The sequence below is a fragment of the Pseudochrobactrum saccharolyticum genome (genome assembly GCF_008801715.1).
In the GTDB taxonomy this organism is placed as follows: Bacteria; Pseudomonadota; Alphaproteobacteria; order Rhizobiales; family Rhizobiaceae; genus Pseudochrobactrum; species Pseudochrobactrum saccharolyticum.
In genome coordinates, this window is sequence record NZ_VZPG01000003.1 from 407,093 (window position 1) to 429,703 (window position 22,611).

Sequence of the window (22,611 nt, forward strand, 5' to 3'; positions counted from 1 at the left end):
ATGACCACAGAGCAACAATCGTTGAAACCTATGGAGCTGGATGAAGAAAAAGCGCGCGAACTCGAAGAGAAATTCGATTCAGAAATCCGCTTTCGCCCGTTGTTGCCTGTCACTGCCCGGATAGTCGGCACATTGCTGATTATTCTCTCACTGTTTCACTATTATACGGCCGGTTTTGGTATTCTGTCTGAAACCATGCATCGCGGCATCCATCTGGCATTCGTGCTGGGTCTGGTGTTTCTGGTGTTTCCGTTTTCGCCAAAAGGTTATACGGAACCGGCAAAATCCACTTTGCTGCGGCCACTCGGTATTTCCATCATCGACTGGGCGCTGGCGATTGGTGCTGTCGTTGCGGTTATGCATGTGCCGCTCATCCCGCTGGATGATCTGGCCTTCCGCGTCGGCAATCCGACAACAACCGATGTGATGCTCGGCGGTCTGCTGATTATCGTGCTTTTGGAGGCCACACGCCGTTCGGTCGGCTGGCCGCTGCCGATAATCGCCGTGCTGTTTATGCTTTATGCCTATTTCGGTCCGTCCATGCCCGGTATTCTGGTGCATCCGGGTTCGTCCGTTTCTCAGATCGTTGACCATCTTTATCTGACAACACAGGGTGTTTACGGTATCGCGCTTGGCGTGGTTGCTACCTATGTGTTCCACTTCGTGTTGTTTGGTGTTTTTGCCACCCGTATTGGTCTCGGACAACTGTTTCTTGATTGTGCCGCATGGGTTGCAGGGCGCTATGCAGGCGGCCCTGCAAAGGTCTCGATCTTCGGCTCGGCGCTGTTTGGTATGATTTCCGGCTCCTCTGTTGCCAATACAGTAACCGTCGGCTCGCTCACCATTCCGGCGATGATCCGCCTTGGCTATAAACGCAATTTCGCAGCCGCAGTTGAAGCTGCTTCCTCGACCGGTGGTCAGATTACTCCGCCGATTATGGGCGCTGCCGCCTTTTTGATGATTGAGTTCCTCAATCTGCCTTACACCACCATTATTATTGCCGCGATTGTTCCGGCCTTCATGCATTTCTTCGGCGTTTTGATGCAGGTGCATTTTGAAGCCAAGCGTACAGGCCTGCGCGGCATGACCCCGGATGAAATGCCTGATCTGAAAGAAGCTTTCAAACGGGACTGGCCGACGGTTATACCGCTTGTTGTGCTGGTTGGCGTACTTCTGTCCGGTTACACACCTTATCTTGCGGCGTTCTGGGGGATCACGCTGTGTATTGCGGTCGGTCTGCTCAATCCGCGCAAACGCATGTCCGTCAAAGAGATTTTTGAAAGCCTGCGCGACGGTGCAAAATATGCCCTCGCCGTCGGTGCAGCAGCGGCAACAGTCGGCATTGTTGTCGGCGTGGTCACACTCACCGGTGTCGGCTTCAAAATCTCCTATATTGTGACCACAACAGCGGCGGATATTGCCGCATGGTTTGGCACATTCCTGCCTGCCGCGCTGATCGGTGCCTCAACGCTGACTTTGCTGTTTACCCTCATCATGACCGGCATTGTCTGTATTCTGATGGGTTGCGGTATTCCGACAACGGCAAATTATATCATCATGGCAACCATTGCCGCACCGACACTGGCACTGCTCGGTGTTGAACCGATTGTTGCGCATTTTTTCGTGTTTTATTACGGGGTTCTGGCCGATATCACGCCGCCGGTGGCGCTTGCAGCCTATGCGGCTGCGGGGATGGCCGGTGCCGATCCGTTTAAAACCGGTAATACCGCCTTCCGCTTAGGTTTGGGTAAAGTGCTGGTACCGTTTGTGTTTGTATTCTCGCCGTCACTCTTGCTGGTCAATGCCAATTTCTCATGGGGCGAATTCTTCACCGCCTTTATCGGCTGCGTGATCGGGATTACCGCTTTGGGTGCTGCGCTGTCCGGCTTTATGCTGGTGCGTACCAAACGCTGGGAACAGGTGCTGCTGATTATTGCGGCAATCCTGCTGGTCGTACCGGAAATTTATACATCCCTGCTGGGTCTGGCACTGCTCGTTCCTGTGCTGATGCGACAAGTGGCAGGTGTGCGGCAGGCACAGCCGGTATAATAAAAAGGGCGCTTAAAGCGCCCTTTTTAATGGTCATCTTTTGTCTGTTTCAAATCCGGCAACCGGTTCCAGAATTTCTCAATCACAGAACGCTGATTGTTTCTGGAGCGGTAAAGACGGATTTCCAGCGGAATATTCCATGACATATCCGCACCATGCACCAGCTGGCCGGTGGCCAGCTCTTCTGCAATAAGGCTGCGCGGCACCCATGCCACGCCCCATCCGGCCATCGACATGCCTTTAAGCCCGATGGACATACTGCCTTCATGAACCAGACGATGTTCCGGCATTTTCAGCGCAAATAATTCACTCAGCAAATGACCGAAGAAGGATGATTTTTCATAGCCGATATAATCAAACGGTTGCTCGCCGCGGCCAACCATATGCAGCGGGTTGCCATCAGCATCCGGTGCGCTGATCGGAATGATCTGCTCAAAGCCGACAACCTTATAATCAAAGTCTGCAGCATCGAGCAGCAGTGGCACAGACGGATGCACATAGGTCAGCAGAAAATCACAATCGCCGTCAACAAGTGCATTCACATTGCCTTCAACACTGCCTGTATCCGGCCGCAACCGTGTGAAAACCGGTGCGGTATTATCACTGGTTTCCTTCACCCATTGCGGAAAAAATGTGAAGGACAATGTATGCAATGCGATGAAAGAAATCGTCTGTGCTTCCAGTGTCTGGTTTGCCTGAAAGCCCTGACGCACCTGATAGAGTGACTTCAGTGTTTCCTGCGCCACCGGAATAAATTTTTCACCGGCCTCGGTGAGCCGCGAAGGATAAGTCGCACGGTCAATCAGGGTCGTGCCGAGCCATGTTTCCAGCTGCTTGATGCGGCGGCTGAAAGCAGACTGGGTAACGTGGCGTTCATCTGCAGCTTTGGAGAAATTTAAAGTATGAGCAAGCGCCAGAAAGTCTTCAACCCACTTAATTTCCACAATACGGATCCTTCGTCATGATTGCCTGTTTTGCATACAGGCATGCAGGTTCAGAATAGGCCTTATACGATATGTCAGCATATTTGAACAGAAACATAAAAAACGGCCGCTCTCTTAAATATCCGCAGATATCAGAGAACGGCAGTCACTTCAGTTACTGAAGATTAGCGGGTATATTCCAGCATACGGCTGCGGCTCAGCACCAGTTCAACGCGATTATCGCTCAGGCGATTGATGCAAACCCGTTTCACCCACGGGCCGTCATGGAGCGTAAACAGATAGCGGCCATTGCCAAGATCGGTGACAGGCATTGTCTGTTGAACAGGGCCGACACCCATAATTACCGTGCCGTTGGCGATCTCAAAAGCAGCACCGTAAACCGACTTCCAGCTACCGTCGAGTTCATTACCGGCAGGCTTTGGTGTTACCGGATAAAGACGGCGCGGTGCATGGCCAAGTTCCCCTTCCAGCACCTCACCTGTCCAGCGCAGCAGGATTGGTGACGTAGCCGAGCGGGATGAAAACCAGCCATTACCTTCATAATAGAGCGCATCTTCATTGTCGATATAAGTGACGTTACCGCCCTTCATCTCAACCCAGTGATGATCGGTTTCGGTGACATAAAAACCATCCGGAATTGTACTTCCGGTCTGCGGTAACGAACGACCTGCAAGCGCAGCCATTGCAGCCTGCGCCATCTTGCTGCCATTGGCGTCATCACGGTTGGCGACAACCACAAAACCACACTGATGCTCAGGGCAAATCAGCACATAGCTCTTATAACCCGGATGCGAGCCGCCATGACCGACCAGCTTCAGACCATCAAGTTCAGAAGCAACAAAACCGAGACCATAGGCAGACAAACGGCCATCAGCCATTTTGCGTGGCGCGCTGATCTTCTCAATCACACCGGAAAGCTGACCTTTGCCGCACATCAGAGCCTGCGCCCAGGTCGCCAGCGCTGTACCGCTACCGGTCAGGCTACCGGCCGCAGAAATATAAAGACCGGCTGAACTGAGCTGCCATTTTTTACCATCATGCCAGTAACCCGGCACCAGACCATCCACCGGATCATTCCAGACATCCGGTGCTTTCAGCTGTACGCCGAGCAATGGTACGATTTCATTTTGCAGATAATCATCAAAGCGCAGACCCAGACGCTCCAGCGCAATTTCCACCAGACGGTAACCGGTATTGGAATAGGAGACCTGCGTACCGGCATCAAAATTGAGGCGTTCCATCGTCGCGTGGAAGTCCATCAGCCGGTCATTATGGGTTTCCGTATAAATCGACAGGCCGAGCAAAGTCAGACATTCGCGCGTGTCGGGCAGACCGCCGCTCATATCCAGCGCCTGACCGACAGTCACTTCGCTCAAAGGCTTTTTCAGCTCCGGCAGATGTTTGCCGAGCGGATCATCAAGGTTGATCTTGTCTGCATGTTTCAGCACCATAGAAACAAAGACATGCTTGGTCACAGAAGCATAACGCACAACACTATCAGCAGAAAACGGCTTATGGGTTGCCAGACTTTCCACACCGCTGGCAGTGCTGAAACGGATACCATCGGCATCAAAGCCGATAATCACGCCTCCCGGCTCATTGGCAGGCCATTGTGCAGTCAGTTTTTGTGCGGTTGATAAGGCGGCGTCCCAGTTCATAGCCATGATCGCTTCTTCCCATGCCCCTGTTCATGCAGGTTTTTAATTCAATATTGCATAAAGAACAGGCCGGAAAATCCGGCCTGTTTCATAGTCTTACTTTGGTTCTTCAACCGTTACGCTCAACTCGCGTAGCTCTGTAGTATGCGGATGGGTGGTGCGGCCTAAACGCAGATCTTCTGCTGTCAGCTGTTCCACCATCACACCATTCTGCATCACGCCCACTTCCGGGCAGAGATGGGCAATAACCGCGAGGTTATGACTCACCAGCACATAGGTCAGATTGCGTTCTTCACGCAGATCCGACAACAGGTTGAGAATTTCCGCCTGAACGGAAACATCCAGTGCCGAAGTCGGCTCATCGAGCAGCAATACCTGCGGATCTGCAATCAGAGCACGGGCAATTGCCACACGCTGACGCTGACCACCGGACAACTGGTGCGGATAGCGGAAACGCGCCGTCTGCGGCAGAGCCACATCAGACAGAGCCTGCTTGATCCGTCCTTCAACATTGTCGATCTTATGAACCAGCAACAGCTCGCTCAGAATACGGTCAATGGTCTGGCGCGGATGCAGGGAGCCGAACGGATCCTGAAACACCATCTGAACAGAACGGAAAAATTCCGGTGTCCGCTTCAGCGGCGCGTCTTTGCCGTCAAAGGCAACACGTCCGCTCCAGCTTTCGTTCAGACCGGCCATCGCACGCAGGATTGTCGACTTACCCGAACCGCTCTCGCCCACGATACCGAAGCTGCCGCCTTTTTCGACGTTAAACGAAACGCCCTTAACGACCTGCTTGTCACCGAACTGAATTTTCAGATTATCAACTTCAATCATTATTTCAGCCACTCCGGATCACGGGTCATTACCGGCAGACGATCACGCGGATGCGTCAGCGACGGAATACAGTTCAGGAGACCCTTGGTATAAGGATGCTGAGCATTATTGAGTTCCGATGCTTTCAGCTCTTCCATCACCTGTCCCATATACATGACCATAACGCGGTCACAGAAATGGGAAACAAGCGGAAGATCGTGGCTAATGAGAATCAGCCCCATGCCGCGGCTGTCGACGAGGTCATCGATCAGACGCAGAATTTCAGCCTGCACGGTTGCGTCAAGCGCCGAAGTCGGCTCATCGGCAATCAACAGTTCCGGATCCGGTGCCAGCATCATAGCGATCATGACACGCTGCCCCATACCGCCCGATACTTCGTGCGGATAGGTATGTGCCACTTCACGCGGATTGCGGATTTTCACCTGATCGAGCAGATCAATTGCCGCTTCCAGAGCTTGTTTTTTGCTGCCGCCTTTGTGTGTGCGCCAGGCTTCCGCCACCTGCACACCAATGGTCTTTACCGGATTCAGCGAGTATTTCGGATCCTGCAGAATGAAACCAACGCGCTTACCACGGATCTGACGCATCTGTTTTTCAGATGCGGTCAGCAGATCCTGTCCGTCAAAGCTTAAGCGATCAGCTTTGACTTCCGCAATATTCGGCAGGAGTTTCATCAGAGCACGGGCAGTCAGAGACTTGCCCGAGCCGCTTTCACCCACAATACCCAGCTTTTCACGGCCAAGCTGCAGAGAGAGACCGCGCACCGCCTCAAAACGGGTGGTGCGGGTTTCAAATGCGATTCTCAGATTTTGAATATCTACCAGCATTTTATCCCTCAATTCTGCTTCGGATCGAGGACGTCACGCAGACCGTCGCCGAGGAAGTTGAACGCGAGTGAAACGAGGAAGATCGCAATACCCGGAATTGTAGCAACCCACCACTGCTCAAAAATGAAGCGTTTGGCAGTTGCAATCATCGCACCCCATTCCGGTGACGGCGGCTGCGCGCCCATACCGAGGAAGCCAAGGCTTGCAGCGGTCAGAATGATCGAGCTCATATCCAGCGTAATACGTACAATCAGGCTCGGCACGCACAGAGGTGCAATATGACAGGCGATAATACGTGCAGGGCTGGCGCCGGTCAGGCGATAGGCTGCGATATAATCGGTGTTACGGATGGTCATGGTTTCCGCACGGGCCAGACGCGCATAAGGCGGCCAGGCTGTGAGTGCAATCGCCAGAATCGCGCTTTCAACGCCCGGTTTCAGCGCGGCTACGAAAGCCAGAGCCAGAATAAGACGCGGAAAAGCGAGGAACACATCGGTTACGCGCATCAGGATTGTATCGACGATACCGCCGAAATAACCTGCAACGCAGCCGATAATCAGACCAAGCGGCGCAACCAGAATAACAACGGCAATAACCATGCCGAGTGTTACGCGGCCACCATAAAGGATACGCGAGAAAATATCGCGTCCCAGCTCGTCCGTACCGAACCAATGCTGAGCGGAAGGTGCCGCAAGACGATTACCGAGATTTTGAATGCTCGGATCATGCGGTGCCAGCCATGGCGCAAAAATGGCGATGAAAACAAAGACCGCAATGATGAACAGGCCGATCATCGCCAGCGGATTTGACTTCAGATTGAGCCAGATACGGTAGCGCCGGCCCCAGAGAGCCTGCGACGGCGAGGACGGAGTTTCGTCCAGTGCCCAGTTATGAAAATTGGAAAAAATCATCTGACGCGTGGATCCAGTACCTTGTAGAGAATGTCAGCAAGCAGATTGAGCCCGACATAGATAACACCAATCAGAAGAGTGGCGCCGACGACAGGGTTCATGTCTGCATTCATCAGCGAAACAGTCAGATACTGACCAAGACCAGGCCAGCTGAACACGGTTTCGGTTACAACGGCACCTTCAAGCAGACCGGCATAGGTCAGTGCAAGAACGGTCACCAGCTGTACGGCCACAGTCGGGAAAGCGTGTTTCCAGATAACTGCGGTGCCGGACAGGCCCTTGGCGCGGGCTGTAACAACAAACTCACCTTTGAGTGCATCCAGCATGAATGCACGGGTCATACGGGTGATATAGGCCATGCTGAAATAAGCGAGAATGATAACCGGCTGGGCCATATGCGCGAGCGCATCCCAGAAAGCATCCATATCGCCGTCGATCAGCGTATCAATGGTCAGAATACCAGTGACATGCGGGATCATGTCCTGAAAAATAATATCCTGACGGCCGGGTCCCGGTGCGATACCGAGCGCGGCATAGAAAACCAGAAGCGAAATCAGCGCCAGCACAAAGGTCGGCACGGAGTGACCGGCCAGACAGATAACACGGATCGTCTGATCCGTCAGAGTGCCCTGACGCACCGCTGCCCAGACACCCAGAGGAATACCGATCAAAGCAGCGAGGAGGAGCGCTGCGGTGGCCAGTTCAAGGGTTGCCGGAAAATAGCGGGCAATATCCGTGGTAACAGGGTTGCGGGTCAAAATGGAATTGCCGAGATCACCCTGCAAAACCTGACCGATATAATGGAAGAACTGCACGACGAGTGGCTGATCCAGCCCCATCTCCGCGCGCACACGCTGAATAACAGCCTCCGGCGCATTATCGCCGACGGCTGCAATCACAGGATCAACCGGCATAACGCGGCCGATCATGAAAGTGACAATAGCAAGTCCGAACAGCGTGATTAACACGCTGCTCAGAGTACCAGTCAGAGTTTTCAGTCTCTTATTCAAGCTTTCGCAATCCCTGCGTAAGAGTGGGTATCGGACAGAACGCCGAGACGCATGCCGGTAACATCTTTACGGCAGGCAGCAGTCATTACAGTCTGCAGCATGACAACAAACGGGCTGTTGTTCATGAATTCGCGCTGCAGGTCTTCGTAAAGCTTAACGCGGGTTGCCGGATCTTTTTCATCGCGGGCAGCCAGCGATTTCTTCGCGAAATCTGCGTTCTGGTAGTTTGAGCGCCATGCGAAAGGCTTGCTCTTTGCATCGTCCGACAGGTCGGTCACGTTGCAAAATACGTCCGCATTGGTATTCGGATCGAAATAGTCCGAACCCCATGAAGTCAGGGCGATTTCATGTTCACGGGCACGCATTTTGGTGAGAACCTGACGGTTTTCAGCAGCACGCAGTTCCAGCTTGATGCCGATTTCTGCGAGGTTTGCCTGAATGGCCTGAGCGATATCCGGCCAAGGCTGTGCGGAATAGTGGTCCATGCTGATGGAGAAACCATCGGTGAGACCTGCTTCAGCCATCAGAGCTTTTGCCTTCGCAGTGTCTTTCTGGAATGGTGTGTCGTTAACTGCACCCGGGAAACCTTCAGGAATAATGGTCTGATGGATCTGGTGGGTCAAAGGCACGATATTTTCCTGAATGCCCTTATAGTCGATCGCCCATTTGATTGCTTCCCAAACCTTAGGATTGGTCAGCTTTTCAACTTTCTGGTTGAGCGACATCAGGCCGATACCGGCAATACCTTTACGCACGAGCGTAAAGTTTTCGTCGTTCTGGATCACGCGCAGCTGCTCGGAAGTCAGGTTACGGGCGATATCCACGTCACCTTTCTGAAGCATCAGCAGCTGGGATGAAGGGTCAGCAACGTGACGCAGAACGATACGCTTTACATTGCCTTTATAGGCGCCGTGCGGGTTCAGGTTCAGCATAACGCTTTCGCTTGGCTTCCATGCAGCCAGAGTCCATTCAGCGGAACCGGCGCTGTTTTTACGCAGCCATTCGTTGCCGAGATCGTCACCGGCTGCATTTTCCATCACCAGTTTCTTCTCAACAACGCTACCGACGCTGGAAGACAGGCAATAAAGCAGGAAGGACAGGGAAGTCGGGGTGTCGAGAGAAATGGTCAGCGTACCGGCATCGGTCGCGACAACAGCTTTCTCAACATTCTCAGGGGTCAGACCGAACTGGCCGATGATGAAAGCAGGGCCTTTGTTCATCTTGATCGCGCGGTGCAGCGAGAACGCAGCATCTTCAGCGGTGATCGGATTGCCGGTCGCAAATTTTGCTTCAGGGTTGATTTTGAAAGTATAAACCTTACCTTCAGCATCAGCTTCCCATGAAGTGGCTACGCCGCCTTCAATCTTTTCAGGATTTTCAAAGCTCGGATGCACAAGACGCTGATACATGTTGTTGCAGATTTCGCTGCCGACAGCTTCAAAGCTCTCATGCGGATCGAGCGATGTCATGTTGTCCAGCTGCATGGCCACAACCAGAATGTCCTGACGACCGGCAGCGATCGCAGGCAGCATGCCGGCATATGACAGGAACGGAACAGCAGCAGCGCCCGCCAAAAAATTACGTCTTGAAATCACGGTGATTTCCTCTTCCCTATCCGTAAACGCAAGAAACCGGCCGGGTTGCCCCTGCCAGTGGTTAAGTTTTCTAACAGCTTTGAAAATGAGTTATCTTCGCGGGAGATCGTCCACCGGACCGATTTTTGCCCGTTCCGATCCACCCGAAACTGCATCAAAACAATGTGTATAAGAAAACCGTCTAATGTCCGGTTCAGTTATCATGAAGCCCAATAACGCGGCCAATGCAGATTTTGCCAGTGGCTATGCATGGTTTGCATGCAAAATCTTGTTCAAAACTTTGTTATTTTCTAATTTAAATTAATATGCAGAAGAGGACTATCCCCTGCAAGAAAAGGCATTTGCAATTTGGTTGCAAAATGGTCAGTCTCGCAAATCACGCGACGACTTGTATTTCCGCGATGAAAAACCGCAGAATCGCAGGTGCCTCCCTGAAATCTCAGAGGAATACCGTTGCTAACGAGATGCAATAACAGGATTTAATCCGCTAAATGTTTCTGTTTGCGACATATTTTATTTCGCCAGCCAGAAAAGTAAGGTTCCCTTTCCCATGTCCAGTTCCTCAACGGCAGACAATTTCACCCCTGTCTTTGATGGCCATAATGACGTTTTGCTGCGTCTGTGGTCGTCAAGCGAAGCCAATCCGGTCGATCGCTTTATTGATGGCGAAAAGGTGGGTCATATTGATCTTCCGCGCGCTAAAAAGGGCGGCCTCGCAGGCGGCCTCTGCGCAATTTATGTGCCATCCCCTTCGATGGAAAAAGACGCAAACGGCGATTATCCGACGCCGGAACACGACAGCGCCTTAAGAATCACCCTCGGCATGGCCGCGCTTCTGGCGAAGATTGAAGCGAAGTCCGCAGGCGGCTTGAAAATCTGCCGTTCTGCCGATGATATCCGCACCGCGATGACCAATGGCGCATTTGCGTCAGTACTGCATATTGAAGGTGCTGAAGCGATCAGCGCCGATCTGGATGAACTTTATGTGCTGCATCAGGCAGGCCTGCGCACTTTGGGTCCGGTCTGGAGCCGTCCGAATATTTTCGCATATGGCGTGCCGTTCCGCTTCCCGAGCACACCGGATATCGGCCCGGGCCTCAGCGATGCGGGCAAAGCCCTGATCCGCGCCTGTAACGAGCTGAAAATCATGGTCGACCTGTCGCACATGAATGACAAAGGCTTCTGGGATATTGCAGCGATTTCCGATGCACCACTCGTTGCCAGCCATTCCAACGCACACACATTGTGCACACACAGCCGCAACGTGACCGAAAAACAGATGGACGCCATCAAGGAAACCGGCGGCCTGATGGGTATCAATTTCGGCGTGTCCTTCCTGCGTGCAGACGGTCAGAAAATCACGGCCACACCGCTCAGCGAAATGGTGCGCCACATTGATTACATCATCAACCGTATCGGTGTTGACCATGTGGCTCTCGGCTCCGACTTTGACGGCACGACCATTCCGGATGCTCTGGGCAGCGCCGCTGATCTGCAGCTGCTGATCGCCGAATTGCGCAAAGCCGGTTACGATCAGGAAACCATCGACAAGATCGCCTATAAAAACTGGATCCGCGTCCTCGAAAAAACCTGGGCGTAAGATTGCTGCATTTATAACCGCAAAATTGAAAAAGGCCTCCGCTATACAGCGGAGGCCTTTTTCGTGATATTAGGACGGCTGTGGCACCGGAGATTGCAGCTTTGCTTTGTTACGCCCCAAACGCATAAACGGTTTCTCAATAATCAGATAAGAAATTTTCGCGCCAACAAGACTTGCAATAATAATTGCAACCACCGCCAGCGGAAAAGCCCAGCCACCCAAACCAAGCCGGTTGAAGACCGCCCAGCCCGCACCAACGACAAACATATGTGTCAGATAGAGCGAATAGGAACTGTCGCCAATTTGTACAAACAGATTACGCGGCGATAAAGTTTTGACCCAGCGATCCGTACAAAGCGCCGTTACAACAAGCAGCACGGATGCGGTCAGATAAGCAAGATTTTCGATAAACAGCGGCAACACCGTCAGATCAACACTGAACAGCAAACCAATGCTGAGCGTCACGAAAAACAACAATACCGGCAGGGAGTTGACGGAAAAATCACTCCAGAAACCGCGGCGCTGCATTTCAGCAAGCCACATACCGGCAAGAAACGGCATCAGATTAAAGTTAAGATAAAAAGCTGTAACACTGCTGTTTCGCTCAACAAAAAACGCACCTGCAATCAGCACACCGAGTGCCAGACTCATGAAGACTATGCGCCGCAAACTGCTCTCACACCACCAGAACAGAATAAAGATGAGATAGAAAAACATCTCATAATTGAGTGACCAGCCCGGCTTCAGCAAAGGGCGCCAGTCATCAACAGTCCCCGGCACCAGTTCCGGAATAAAAGCGAGCGAGCTAAACAAATAATATGGCGTAAAACTTGTCGACTTAAACAAGTTCGGCAAATAAACCGCGCAGAGCGCAAGAAATATTGTGCAGAGCCAGTAAAGCGGCACGATGCGTATAATGCGCCGCCACAAAAAACCTGCAGGTGCGAAGTCACGCGGATGAATATAGCTGATAATAAATCCGCTGATTACAAAGAAAATTGAAACACCAAAAGCACCCAAAACACCCAGTATCGGCGGCGGTTCAGCCATCGGATGCTGTAATGTGTGACCGATAACGACCAGCAATGCCGCCAGGCCGCGCAAGATTTGCACAGAGTTGAATTTCCCACTCTGAATAACAGTGTTTGTCTGCATTTGCCTCACCCGATCACATGTATCAAATGCACGCACAGTCCGTTGCAGCGCATTTATTGTTTTTGTTCCGGCAAGGCTCCAAGCAAAAACACATTCAATATGCATTATTAAAATATAAATTTATAATTAAGCAAACTAATTAAATATAATCTCTAAATTGCCAAAACTATACTTCTATAATTATTCAATTTATCAATAGTCAATAGTGCAATATATACTTTAAATATCAATAATACGTATCATTACTTAATAATAATACAGAAAAACAAAGCGCAAATATCAGAAATAACTACATTGCAACGATCTTTAAGAGCGGAAAATTTCATCACCCCATGCCGTTTATGCAGTTGTAATCACGGGGTTTAGGTCTAAACTGCGCGGAAAATTTCTAAAAAACCGCATAAACAGCATGACAGGATGGGAACTATGGATCACGCGCTCAAATTTTATATCAACGGTGAATGGGTTGATCCGGCAATAAGCCCAATTACAACACTGGATGTCATCAATCCTGCAACCGAGCAGCCTTTTACCAAAATCGCAATGGGCACCGCCACCGATGTCGACAAGGCAGTAGCCGCCGCCAAAGCCGCTTTTGAGAGCTTCTCCGTCACCACGAAAGAAGAGCGTCTCGCTCTGCTCAAGCGCATTCTCGAAATTTTCATCCGCCGCTCGGATGAAATCGGCGCCGCAATCTCGCAGGAAATGGGCGCACCGCTGGCCATGGCTAAAGCTGCACAGGCCGGTTCCGGCACCGCCCATCTGATGGAAGCAATTAAAGCCGCTGAAATTTTTGAATATGCCTATATGCAGGGCACAACCCGCGTTGTGCATGAACCGATCGGCGTGGTGGCAATGATTACGCCTTGGAACTGGCCGATCAATCAGATTGCCGCAAAAGTTGCACCAGCCATTGCTACCGGCTGCACAATGGTGCTGAAGCCTTCAGAAATTGCGCCGGTCAGTGCCATTTTGTTCGCAGAAATCATGGATGAAGCCGGTGTGCCGAAAGGCGTGTTCAACCTCGTTCATGGTGACGGCCCGACTGTCGGCGTCGCGCTTTCCGGCCATAAAGATGTGGATATGGTGTCCTTTACCGGCTCTACCCGCGCCGGTGTCAGCGTTGCACAGACTGCAGCGCCGACCGTAAAACGTGTACATCAGGAACTCGGCGGCAAGTCCCCGAATATTATCCTGCGTAGTGCCGATCTGGATAAGGCCGTGCGTACCGGTGTCACCCGTTGCTTTGGCAATAGCGGCCAGTCCTGCAATGCGCCGACCCGTATGCTAGTACCGCAGGAAGCTATGGATGATGCGATTGCAATCGCCCGTGATGCAGCAGAAAAATTCCGCACCGGCGATCCGAATTCCGCCAATACCGATCTCGGCCCGGTCGTCAGCCAGTTGCAGTTCGACAAGATTCAGGATCTGATTCAGGCCGGTATTGATGAAGGTGCGGAACTTGTAACCGGCGGCACCGGCCGCCCTGCGGAACTCAATGCCGGTTATTATGTGCGCCCGACCATCTTTGCCCGTGTCGGCCATGATATGCGCATTTCCCGCGAGGAAATCTTCGGCCCTGTTCTGTCGATGATTGGCTATGATGATCTGGATGAAGCGGTCGAAATGGCCAATGATACGGTCTACGGCCTTGCGTCCTATATTCAGGGTGATCTGAAAGAAGCGCAGGCTTTGTCGAAACGTCTGCGCACCGGCAATGTCTATATTAATGATGCGCCATGGGACGGTGCGGCACCTTTCGGCGGTTACAAACAGTCGGGCAATGGCCGTGAATACGGCGTTTTCGGCCTGCGTGAATTTGTCGAAATCAAAGGTATCGTCGGCTTTGAAGAATAAGCACCGGCTATAGAGAGATAAGAAATAGCGCGTCCGTCAAAAGACGCGCTATTTTATATAATTGTTTTGATATATATCACATAAAGACTGACTATCTGCCGAAGCGCGCAACTGAGAGATACTCTCTCCGATGACAAAGCATGTCGCAGGCAGCGGATCACTCAAAATACGGCCAGCATATCCTGCCAGCAGATGCCTGCACTTATGCTGCATTCTCACATATAAGGCTGCTTCATAAGGAGCGGCAGGTTAAACATGAACAAGTCACCCTCCGAAGCCGCGTCAATCAACGCAACCGGCCTGCTGCAAAGCACGCCTGAGACACAGAGAAAAGCGATTATCGCGCTTTTGCTTGGCGGGTTGCTCATCAGCTGTTCGCCTATTCTGGTGCGTTTTGCCGAAACCGGCCCGATTGTTACGGCTTTCTGGCGGCTGGCGCTGGCGATTATCCCGATGCTGATCCTGAATAACCGGATGAAGCATGGCGTGGATCAGGTCAAACCGGCTTCTCTTGGCGATCTGGCAATCCTTGCTGTTCCGGGCATTCTGATCGGGCTGGAACTGGTGGTCTGGCATATTTCGCTGACCATGACATCCGTTGCTAATTCGACGCTGATTGTGAACCTGTCACCGATTTTTGTAGCGCTTGGCGGCTGGCTGTTTCTGAAACAGAAAATCAGCCGGATTTTCATCAGCGGTCTTGTTATCGCAATTTTTGGCGTGCTGATCCTCAAAGGCGGCCCTGACCTTTCCGGCCACAGCAGCCTCAAAGGCGATGCCGTGGCTCTGGGCGCTGCCATTCTTTATGCCGCTTATATTCTGATGCTCGGCTTCACGCGCCGCCGTTTTTCCACCTCGACGATCATGCTCTGCACCACAATCAGTGCAACTCTGACTATTCTGCCGCTCGCACTGATTTTTGAAACGCAATATTTCCCGCTGACCTTGTTTGGCTGGGTTGTTGTCTGCGCTCTGGCATGGATGACGCAAGCCGCCGGGCAAAGCCTGATTACATTTGCCATTGCATGGCTGCCGGTTGCGTTTTCTTCGCTCACACTTTTGATCCAGCCTGTTGTGGCAGCAATTCTGGCATGGATCCTGCTGTCAGAACCGCTGAGCATCTGGCAGATTTGTGGCGGCCTCATCGTCATCGCCGGCATTATGCAGGCAAGGCGCGGCTGACCACTTGTCGGGACGATTATATGCATAGACATATCAAAGCGCCCTGCAAAAACTGTGGCTGAAATACACAGGCGCAATTATTTTACGTTTTGGTCAAAAAAACTGTGAACATGACCTTGAACTTATTTAACGCTTGCTCCATATGAAGGTCACTTGCTGGCGCGCTTCCTCCCATTTCGCGCTGCAAGTGTTCCCCTCGAAGGCATCTAAATGTCTTCTTAAATTCAGCCGGGCTTTTTAGTCCGGCTTTTTTTCTGCCTGAATTGTGGATTTTCCACCTGTAAGTGGCAAAGAATCACCCTGCCCGCAGCATTTTCCTGAAATCACGAACTTTATGGCACGCAATTTTATTATCGCTTGTTTTGTGACAAACTCTTCGCCAAAATGTGTCTGCGCATAGAATTATGCGTGAATAGCTTTCGTAATTGTGCTTTTCTCTTTCGTATTAAATGTTATATGCGCTAAAACGAAAGAGCTTAATGGCAACCGCGGAACTCTCGTCTGAACGGCGTACACATAACACCGGCTCAGCGATATTCCGTTTCATTGATCTTCAGGGACCTTCAGGGAGAAGTCATGTCCAAACGTCTGATGACTGTTTCAGTAGCGGCATTAACAATGTCCGTTGCATTCGCATCCAACGCATTTGCGGTTACCGAACTGCAATGGTGGCACGGTATGGCCGGCTCCAACAACGAAGTTGTTGAACAGCTCTCCAAAGAATTCAATGAAAGCCAGAGCGAATTCAAAATCGTTCCTGTTTATAAAGGCACCTATCCTGAAACTCTGAATGCGGGTATCGCTGCATTCCGCGCCAAGCAGGCACCGGCAATTCTGCAGGTTTTTGATGCTGGCAGCGGCGTGATGATGGGTGCTGAAGGCGCGGTTATGCCGGTTGCCGAAGTGCTGGAAAAAGGCGGCTTCACATTTGATAAATCAAAATACCTCGCCGGTATTACCGCTTATTATTCAAAAGCAGACGGCACCATGCTGTCCTTCCCGTATAATTCGTCTTCGCCGATCCTCTATTACAACAAAGACGCCTTCAAAAAGGCCGGTCTTGATCCTGAAGTTGCGCCAAAAACATGGCCTGAAGTGTTTGAAGCAGCACGCAAGATCAAATCCAGCGGCGCAGCAGCCTGCGGTTATACCTCTACATGGCTGACATGGATCCAGACAGAAAACTTCGCTGCATGGAACAATGTTCCTTACGGCACCAATGAAAACGGTCTTGCCGGTCTGGACGTAAAACTGGAAATCAATGCGCCTCTGTTCGAGCAGCATTTCCAGGGTCTGGCTGATCTCGCCAAAGACGGCGCGTTCCGTTACGGCGGCCGCACATCGGAAGCCAAGCAGCTCTTCACTTCCGGTGAATGCGCGATGCTGACAGAATCCTCCGGTGGTCTGGGCGATGTGGTTAAATCCGGCATGAATTACGGTATCGGCCAGCTGCCTTATTATGAAGGTGAAGGTCGTCCGCAGAACACCATTCCGGGCGGCGCCAGCCTCTGGGTATTCGGCGGCAAGAGCGATGAAGAATATAAGGGCATTGCCCAGTTCTTCAACTTCCTGTCCCAGACCAAGATTCAGGCTCGCCTGCATCAGGTGTCCGGCTATCTGCCGGTAACACTGGAAGCCTATGAAGAAACCAAGAAATCCGGTTTCTACGACAAGAATCCAGGTCGTGAAACACCAATCCTGCAGATGATGGGCAAAGAGCCGACCGCCAATTCCAAGGGCGTACGTCTCGTAAACCTGCCGCAGGTACGTGATATTCTCAATGAAGAATATGAAGCGATGCTGGCCGGTAAACAGGATGCAAAAACTGCGCTGAAAAACGCCGTTGAGCGTGGCAATGCAGCCATTGCTGAAGCTGTAAACCGCTAATACTCATAGCCGCGCATCCTGCAAAGGATGCGCGGTTTTCTTCACTCTGCATATAAACCCATCTTCAGGATTGCGTTGAGGATTGGCTTATATGTCAGAGCACATTCCGGAAAAGTCTTACCGCCTCCGGAAGTGTGTAAAACGATCAGACAGAGTATTTCATGATGTCCGCGCAGGACGGAAATGCTCTGAACTGACAGCACAGTCTCTGACTGCCGAGAGCATCAGAAATTGTGTAACATTTCAAAAATCTTGCTGTGCCCCTTCAGCACCTTTTCGGTGTGTGGCGCTGCAATTTGAAGGAGATCTTTGTGCAGCGTGTTGTTTTTCCCAACAAGGTGCTACCCTATTTATTAGTTGCGCCGCAGCTCATACTCACATTCGTGTTCTTTTTCTGGCCGGCCAGTCAGGCTATTTATCAGTCGATGATGCGTGAAGATCCGTTTGGTCTGCGCAGCGCTTTTGTCGGTTTGAAAAATTTTCAGGCCTTGTTCGCCGATCCGAATTATCTGCATTCTTTCCAGATTACGATCTTCTTCAGTATTGCGACTGCCTTGCTGTCGATGGCTGTTGCCCTGTTTCTGGCAACCGCTGCGGAAAAAGTCGTGCGCAGTAAAAATCTGTACCGCACCCTGCTGATCTGGCCTTATGCCGTGGCACCAGCCATTGCCGGTATTTTGTGGCTGTTCATGTTCTCCCCTGCGATGGGAACTCTCGCCTATCTGCTGCGCAATGCCGGTTTTGACTGGGATCCGCTGCTCAAAGGCGATCAGGCGATGGCACTGGTTATCTTTGCCGCCTCGTGGAAGCAGATCAGTTATAATTTTCTGTTCTTTGTGGCCGGTCTTCAGGCGATCCCGAAATCCCTGCTGGAAGCAGCAGCGATTGACGGCGCACGCGGTGTCAAGCGGTTCTGGTCGATCACCTTCCCGCTTCTGGCTCCGACCACGTTCTTCCTGCTGGTTGTGAATACTGTTTATGCGTTCTTCGACACATTCGGTATCATCCATGCGGTTACCGGCGGCGGCCCTGCCAAGTCCACTGAAACTCTGGTCTACAAAGTGTATAATGACGGTTTCGTCAATCTGAACCTCGGCTCCTCTGCAGCACAGTCCGTGGTGCTGATGGTGATCGTTATTGCCCTTACGGCGTTCCAGTTCCGCTTTGTTGAAAAGCGCGTGCATTATTCCTGAGGTCAGACAATGATTGAACGTAATCCCGTTACTATCGCAATCAGCCATCTGGCGCTGATTATCGGCATCATCATTGTTGCCTTCCCGATCTATTATACATTTGTGGCTTCAACTATGACGTCGGCGGAAATCCTCCGCCCTCCGATCCCGCTCTGGCCGGGTGACCACTTTATTGAAAACTACCGTGATGCAATGACCGGCGGTGTTGAACGCACCGTAGGTGTGAGCCTTGAACGTCTGCTGTTCAACTCGACAGTCGTGGCGCTGGCGATTGCCATCGGTAAGATCATCATTTCTTTCACCTCTGCTTTTGCGATTGTGTTCTTCAACTTCCGCTTCCGCATGGTGTTCTTCTGGATGATCTTCATCACGCTGATGCTGCCGGTGGAAGTGCGTATTCTGCCGACCTATAAAGTGATCGTGGATCTCGGACTGATCGATACTTATGCCGGTCTGACATTGCCATTAATGGCTTCAGCAACGGCGACATTCCTGTTCCGCCAGTTCTTCCTGACTATTCCGGGAGAGCTTGTGGAAGCAGCCCGCATCGATAATGCCGGACCGTGGCGCTTTATGAAAGACATTCTGCTGCCGCTGTCCAAAACCAATATTGCAGCACTTTTTGTTATTCTGTTCATTTTCGGATGGACACAATATCTCTGGCCTCTGCTGGTCACCAATGATGCAAAGATGAACACAATCATCATCGCATTGCGCAAAATGGTGGACTTCGCCGATGCCGCAACACCATGGCATTTTGTGATGGTGACAACGATCCTTGCGATCATCCCTCCGATCATCGTCGTGGTTCTGATGCAGCGATGGTTCGTCAAAGGTCTTGTTGAAACGGAAAAATAATGGCCCGCATTTCTCTTCAAAATGTAAAAAAAGTCTATGGCGGTCATGTCGAGACCATTAAAGGCATCTCGCTGGAAATCGCCGATGGTGAACTGGTTGTTCTGGTCGGCCCGTCCGGCTGCGGCAAATCCACTTTGCTGCGCATGATTGCCGGTCTGGAAAGCATTACTTCCGGTACTGTTTCGATCGCTGACCGCGTGGTCAATGAGCTGGAACCGGCAGAACGCGATATTGCGATGGTGTTCCAGAATTATGCGCTTTATCCGCATATGACTGTGCGCCAGAATCTGGCCTATGGTCTGAAGAACCGCAACACGCCAAAAGCCGAGATTGAACAGCGCATTACCAAAGCCGCTAAAGCGCTGGAAATCGAGCAGTTTCTGGAGCGTAAACCGCGTCAGCTTTCCGGTGGTCAGCGCCAGCGCGTTGCCATGGGTCGTGCGATTGTACGTGAGCCTGCTGCGTTCCTGTTTGACGAGCCGCTCTCCAATCTGGATGCCAAGTTGCGCGTGCATATGCGTGTGGAAATCAAGCGTCTGCAGCGTTCCCTCGGCGTGACAAGCGTTTACGTAACCCATGACCAGATGGAAGCCATGACACTGGCCGATCGTCTGGTGGTGCTCAATGCCGGTCATATTGAGCAGGTCGGCACACCGATCGAGCTTTATGAAAAGCCTGCAACAACCTTTGTTGCAACTTTCATCGGTTCGCCGTCGATGAACCTGCTGTCCTGCAAAGATGCTTCCGGCAAAGATGCACCATGGATGCAGCAACTCAGCTCGGTTGTACCGGCCGGCACTGCAACTGTCGGCGTGCGTCCGGAAGGCTTTATGATTGGCACAGAAAATGCGGCCTTCACCACGGATGTGACTGTTGATGCGGTCGAACTCGTGGGTGCGGAAAGCTATGTCCATGCCCGTCTTGCAGATGACACAGCCATCATCTTCAGCGTTGCCGGACGCAGCACGATTGCAAGTGGTGAAGTGCTGAAAGTCAGCGCAGCAAAATCTGCCCTCCATTGCTTCGACAAGGATGGCAACCGCATTGAACTGACCGTTTGATGTTATGAAATTGGTGATCCCGAAAGCAATTTCGGGATTATTGTCGCCGATGCCTGCGCTTGCTGGCAATCGGCGACACCATGATAATCATGCCCCCGTATGAACTCTCATGGCTACCCTGTTCGGGAATCCCAAGAAGTTTGCAATCAGATTGCTGCTTCTTTGTAAGAAGCTTAACTTTTTAATGCGCCATAATTAAATTTATAATTTTGATAGAGCACATCATAAATATTCATAATGCGGCTATCTCTAAATTATCATGTGTTTATAAAGGGAATGCCGGAAATAAGCGCCCTCACATAGCGCTTTTTCTGAAAATAGCCGTTTAATGATACGCGCGGAAATGATTGCGGATGCTGCAAACAAGCTGCATTCAGCATCGCGGGTTGCGTTGTCACAGCCATTGCAAAACCCGACTCACGCGCCGCAGCAAAAGTATTTTCACTCACCGCAGTCTTCCACCCATATGGATAGGAAAATGATTGCGGAGCCGCTCCCAGCTCATCTTTCAGCCATCGTGCGGATGTTTCGATCTCATATTTCATACGCTGATGATCAACGCGGCTGAGATTAATATGGCTCACCGTATGCGCACCGAAATGCACCAACCCGTTGTCACACTGCTGTAAGGCCCGCAATTCCGACACGTCCATTGTCAGATCGCGCGTGAGGCGTAACGGATCAATGCCGCTCTGCACAGCGAGATCCGCAATATGACTCACCGCTTCATCTTCATCATGACTGTCGACATAACAAGCGAAGCGGGCAAAAGCCTTTGTCTTCTCCCATCGCGTTTTTAATGACAAGGTTTTGGCGCCTGCGCCGAAATCAAATGTCAGACTGTCTTTATCACGCAGGATTTGTTCAATAACTTCCCACCACAGAATATTCTTACGTTCTGCAAAGCCCGACGTGATGTAAATTGTATAGGGGATATTATAGCGCCTGAATATCGGAGCAGCGTAATCCGCATTGTTCCGGTAGCCGTCATCCAGCGTAAAACAGACATAGCGCTTGTTTTCAGGATTATTCGCCAGCAGCTCCGGCAAATCATGCACATGCACAGGGATCATTCCTACCTGCAGAACTTCCTGTATCGCTTGCTCCAAAAATTGCGGCGTGACCGAGAGAATTGCGTTGGGAGAGAAATGCTGCGCGGCGTTTTCCGGCCGTACATGATGCAGCGTAAAAATCAGGCCGTTTTGAGCAGCAGACGGCAGGATTTTACCCAGATGCAGCGCGGAGATCGCATCCAGCCCTGCACGGATAACGGAGTATTTCAGCAGACGTTTTGCTTCATGCAATCCGTATATCATCCTGTCTGTCACCAGCCGAAAATATTCAAAGAAGAGCTGCGATATTATAAGCCCATATCGCAGCTTTAAATCTTGTATATTTTACAAGCGGTAAGACGGAGTTAACGGCAAGCTCCGTTGCGCATATTTTCATAACCGGCATTGCGCGCGACACAGGCATTCGGAAATGTCTGGCTGCGGCCGCGGCTGGTAGCGCAAACCGGCGCATATTCGCGTGTGCAGGCAGTTTGCGGACGGTTATTACCACCCCAGTTTCCGCCATTATTGCCGCCCCAGTTGCCTGACGGGCGACCCGGCCGCATCGCGCCGCTTGGATAATCCGGTCGCATAGCTCCACTTGGATAATCCGGTCGCATAGCTCCGCCGGGACGATCAGGATGTTGCTGCCACTGCGGCGGACGGGATTGGGACGGCCTGCATTCGCCATTGCTGATAATGCGATAGCCCTCGGCGCGTGCCTGACAGCTATTGCCCAATGTACGGGTTTTTCCGTTACGCACGCCGCAGACCGGTGCATATTCCATCGTGCACATTTGCGGACGATCCGGCCGGACTGGCGGGCGCTGCGGCCTGCCCTCGTCAACTGAAACACTACAAGCGGAAAGCACCATCAATGCTGCCAGCGGCGCAGCAAGATGTTTTAAATGCGATAAAACAGAATAACCCATCAT

General features: G+C 51.6%; 18 protein-coding genes. 8 read left to right on the top strand and 10 right to left on the bottom strand.

Annotated features, from left to right (window positions below):
• On the top strand, positions 1-2,049 hold the full coding sequence (locus F7P81_RS11870; RefSeq protein WP_151159664.1) for a TRAP transporter permease: 2,049 nt from the start codon (positions 1-3) through the stop codon (positions 2,047-2,049).
• A 26-nt stretch (positions 2,050-2,075) separates the two neighbouring features.
• Here F7P81_RS11870 and F7P81_RS11875 read toward each other — a convergent pair whose 3' ends face one another.
• The 7 genes from F7P81_RS11875 to F7P81_RS11905 all read right to left on the bottom strand — a co-directional run bounded on the left by F7P81_RS11875 (position 2,076) and on the right by F7P81_RS11905 (position 9,831).
• Positions 2,076-2,993: a LysR family transcriptional regulator gene (locus F7P81_RS11875; RefSeq protein WP_022712001.1), complete on the bottom strand. Its 918-nt coding sequence runs from the start codon at positions 2,991-2,993 to the stop codon at positions 2,076-2,078.
• A gap of 164 nt (positions 2,994-3,157) precedes the next feature.
• Positions 3,158-4,657 (bottom strand): serine hydrolase domain-containing protein, encoded by a 1,500-nt coding sequence (locus tag F7P81_RS11880; RefSeq protein WP_151159665.1) that lies wholly within the window; start codon positions 4,655-4,657, stop codon positions 3,158-3,160.
• Positions 4,658-4,747: 90 nt separating this feature from the next.
• Positions 4,748-5,488 (bottom strand): ABC transporter ATP-binding protein, encoded by a 741-nt coding sequence (locus tag F7P81_RS11885; RefSeq protein WP_151159666.1) that lies wholly within the window; start codon positions 5,486-5,488, stop codon positions 4,748-4,750.
• Entirely contained in the window at positions 5,488-6,315 is an 828-nt protein-coding gene (locus F7P81_RS11890) for an ABC transporter ATP-binding protein (protein ID WP_075656534.1), read from the bottom strand. Before F7P81_RS11890 ends, F7P81_RS11885 begins: the two co-directional genes overlap by 1 nt.
• Before the next feature lie 8 nt (positions 6,316-6,323).
• Positions 6,324-7,226, bottom strand: coding sequence for a nickel transporter permease (gene nikC, locus F7P81_RS11895; protein ID WP_151159667.1), 903 nt, complete (start codon positions 7,224-7,226; stop codon positions 6,324-6,326).
• Entirely contained in the window at positions 7,223-8,236 is a 1,014-nt protein-coding gene (locus F7P81_RS11900) for an ABC transporter permease (protein ID WP_022711996.1), read from the bottom strand. Before F7P81_RS11900 ends, nikC begins: the two co-directional genes overlap by 4 nt.
• Positions 8,233-9,831, bottom strand: coding sequence for an ABC transporter substrate-binding protein (locus F7P81_RS11905; protein WP_075656530.1), 1,599 nt, complete (start codon positions 9,829-9,831; stop codon positions 8,233-8,235). Before F7P81_RS11905 ends, F7P81_RS11900 begins: the two co-directional genes overlap by 4 nt.
• Positions 9,832-10,381: 550 nt before the next feature.
• On the opposite strand from F7P81_RS11905, the gene F7P81_RS11910 reads away from it, so the two are divergent.
• Positions 10,382-11,431 carry a dipeptidase gene (locus tag F7P81_RS11910; protein WP_151159668.1) on the top strand — a complete coding sequence of 350 codons (1,050 nt, stop codon included), beginning with the start codon at positions 10,382-10,384 and terminating at the stop codon, positions 11,429-11,431.
• A 69-nt stretch (positions 11,432-11,500) separates the two neighbouring features.
• On the opposite strand, the gene F7P81_RS11915 is transcribed toward F7P81_RS11910, so the two are convergent.
• Positions 11,501-12,586, bottom strand: a complete 1,086-nt coding sequence (locus F7P81_RS11915; RefSeq protein ID WP_210307632.1) for an acyltransferase family protein — start codon at positions 12,584-12,586, stop codon at positions 11,501-11,503.
• A gap of 426 nt (positions 12,587-13,012) precedes the next feature.
• On the opposite strand from F7P81_RS11915, the gene F7P81_RS11920 reads away from it, so the two are divergent.
• From F7P81_RS11920 to F7P81_RS11945, 6 genes are all read left to right on the top strand, one after another.
• Entirely contained in the window at positions 13,013-14,443 is a 1,431-nt protein-coding gene (locus F7P81_RS11920) for an aldehyde dehydrogenase family protein (protein WP_151159669.1), read from the top strand.
• Between the two features lie 255 nt (positions 14,444-14,698).
• A complete protein-coding gene (locus F7P81_RS11925; protein WP_151159670.1) occupies positions 14,699-15,625 on the top strand; it encodes a DMT family transporter in 927 nt (308 codons plus the stop codon).
• 576 nt (positions 15,626-16,201) lie between these two features.
• Entirely contained in the window at positions 16,202-17,512 is a 1,311-nt protein-coding gene (gene ugpB / locus F7P81_RS11930) for a sn-glycerol-3-phosphate ABC transporter substrate-binding protein UgpB (protein ID WP_151159671.1), read from the top strand.
• A 311-nt stretch (positions 17,513-17,823) separates the two neighbouring features.
• On the top strand, positions 17,824-18,705 hold the full coding sequence (gene ugpA / locus F7P81_RS11935) for a sn-glycerol-3-phosphate ABC transporter permease UgpA (RefSeq protein ID WP_028233882.1): 882 nt from the start codon (positions 17,824-17,826) through the stop codon (positions 18,703-18,705).
• A gap of 9 nt (positions 18,706-18,714) precedes the next feature.
• Complete coding sequence (gene ugpE / locus F7P81_RS11940) at positions 18,715-19,563, top strand: sn-glycerol-3-phosphate ABC transporter permease UgpE (RefSeq protein ID WP_022711987.1); 849 nt, start codon at positions 18,715-18,717, stop codon at positions 19,561-19,563.
• Positions 19,563-20,624, top strand: coding sequence for a sn-glycerol-3-phosphate import ATP-binding protein UgpC (locus F7P81_RS11945; protein ID WP_151159672.1), 1,062 nt, complete (start codon positions 19,563-19,565; stop codon positions 20,622-20,624). The genes ugpE and F7P81_RS11945 overlap by 1 nt, the downstream gene beginning before the upstream one ends.
• Positions 20,625-20,881: 257 nt before the next feature.
• Here the strand turns inward: F7P81_RS11945 and F7P81_RS11950 are convergent, their stop codons facing one another.
• Both F7P81_RS11950 and F7P81_RS11955 read right to left on the bottom strand, forming a co-directional pair.
• Entirely contained in the window at positions 20,882-21,928 is a 1,047-nt protein-coding gene (locus F7P81_RS11950; protein ID WP_246176108.1) for a polysaccharide deacetylase family protein, read from the bottom strand.
• Positions 21,929-22,041: 113 nt separating this feature from the next.
• The gene (locus tag F7P81_RS11955) at positions 22,042-22,611 is read right to left on the bottom strand and encodes a hypothetical protein (RefSeq protein WP_246176109.1); all 570 of its coding nucleotides are present in this window, start codon (positions 22,609-22,611) and stop codon (positions 22,042-22,044) included.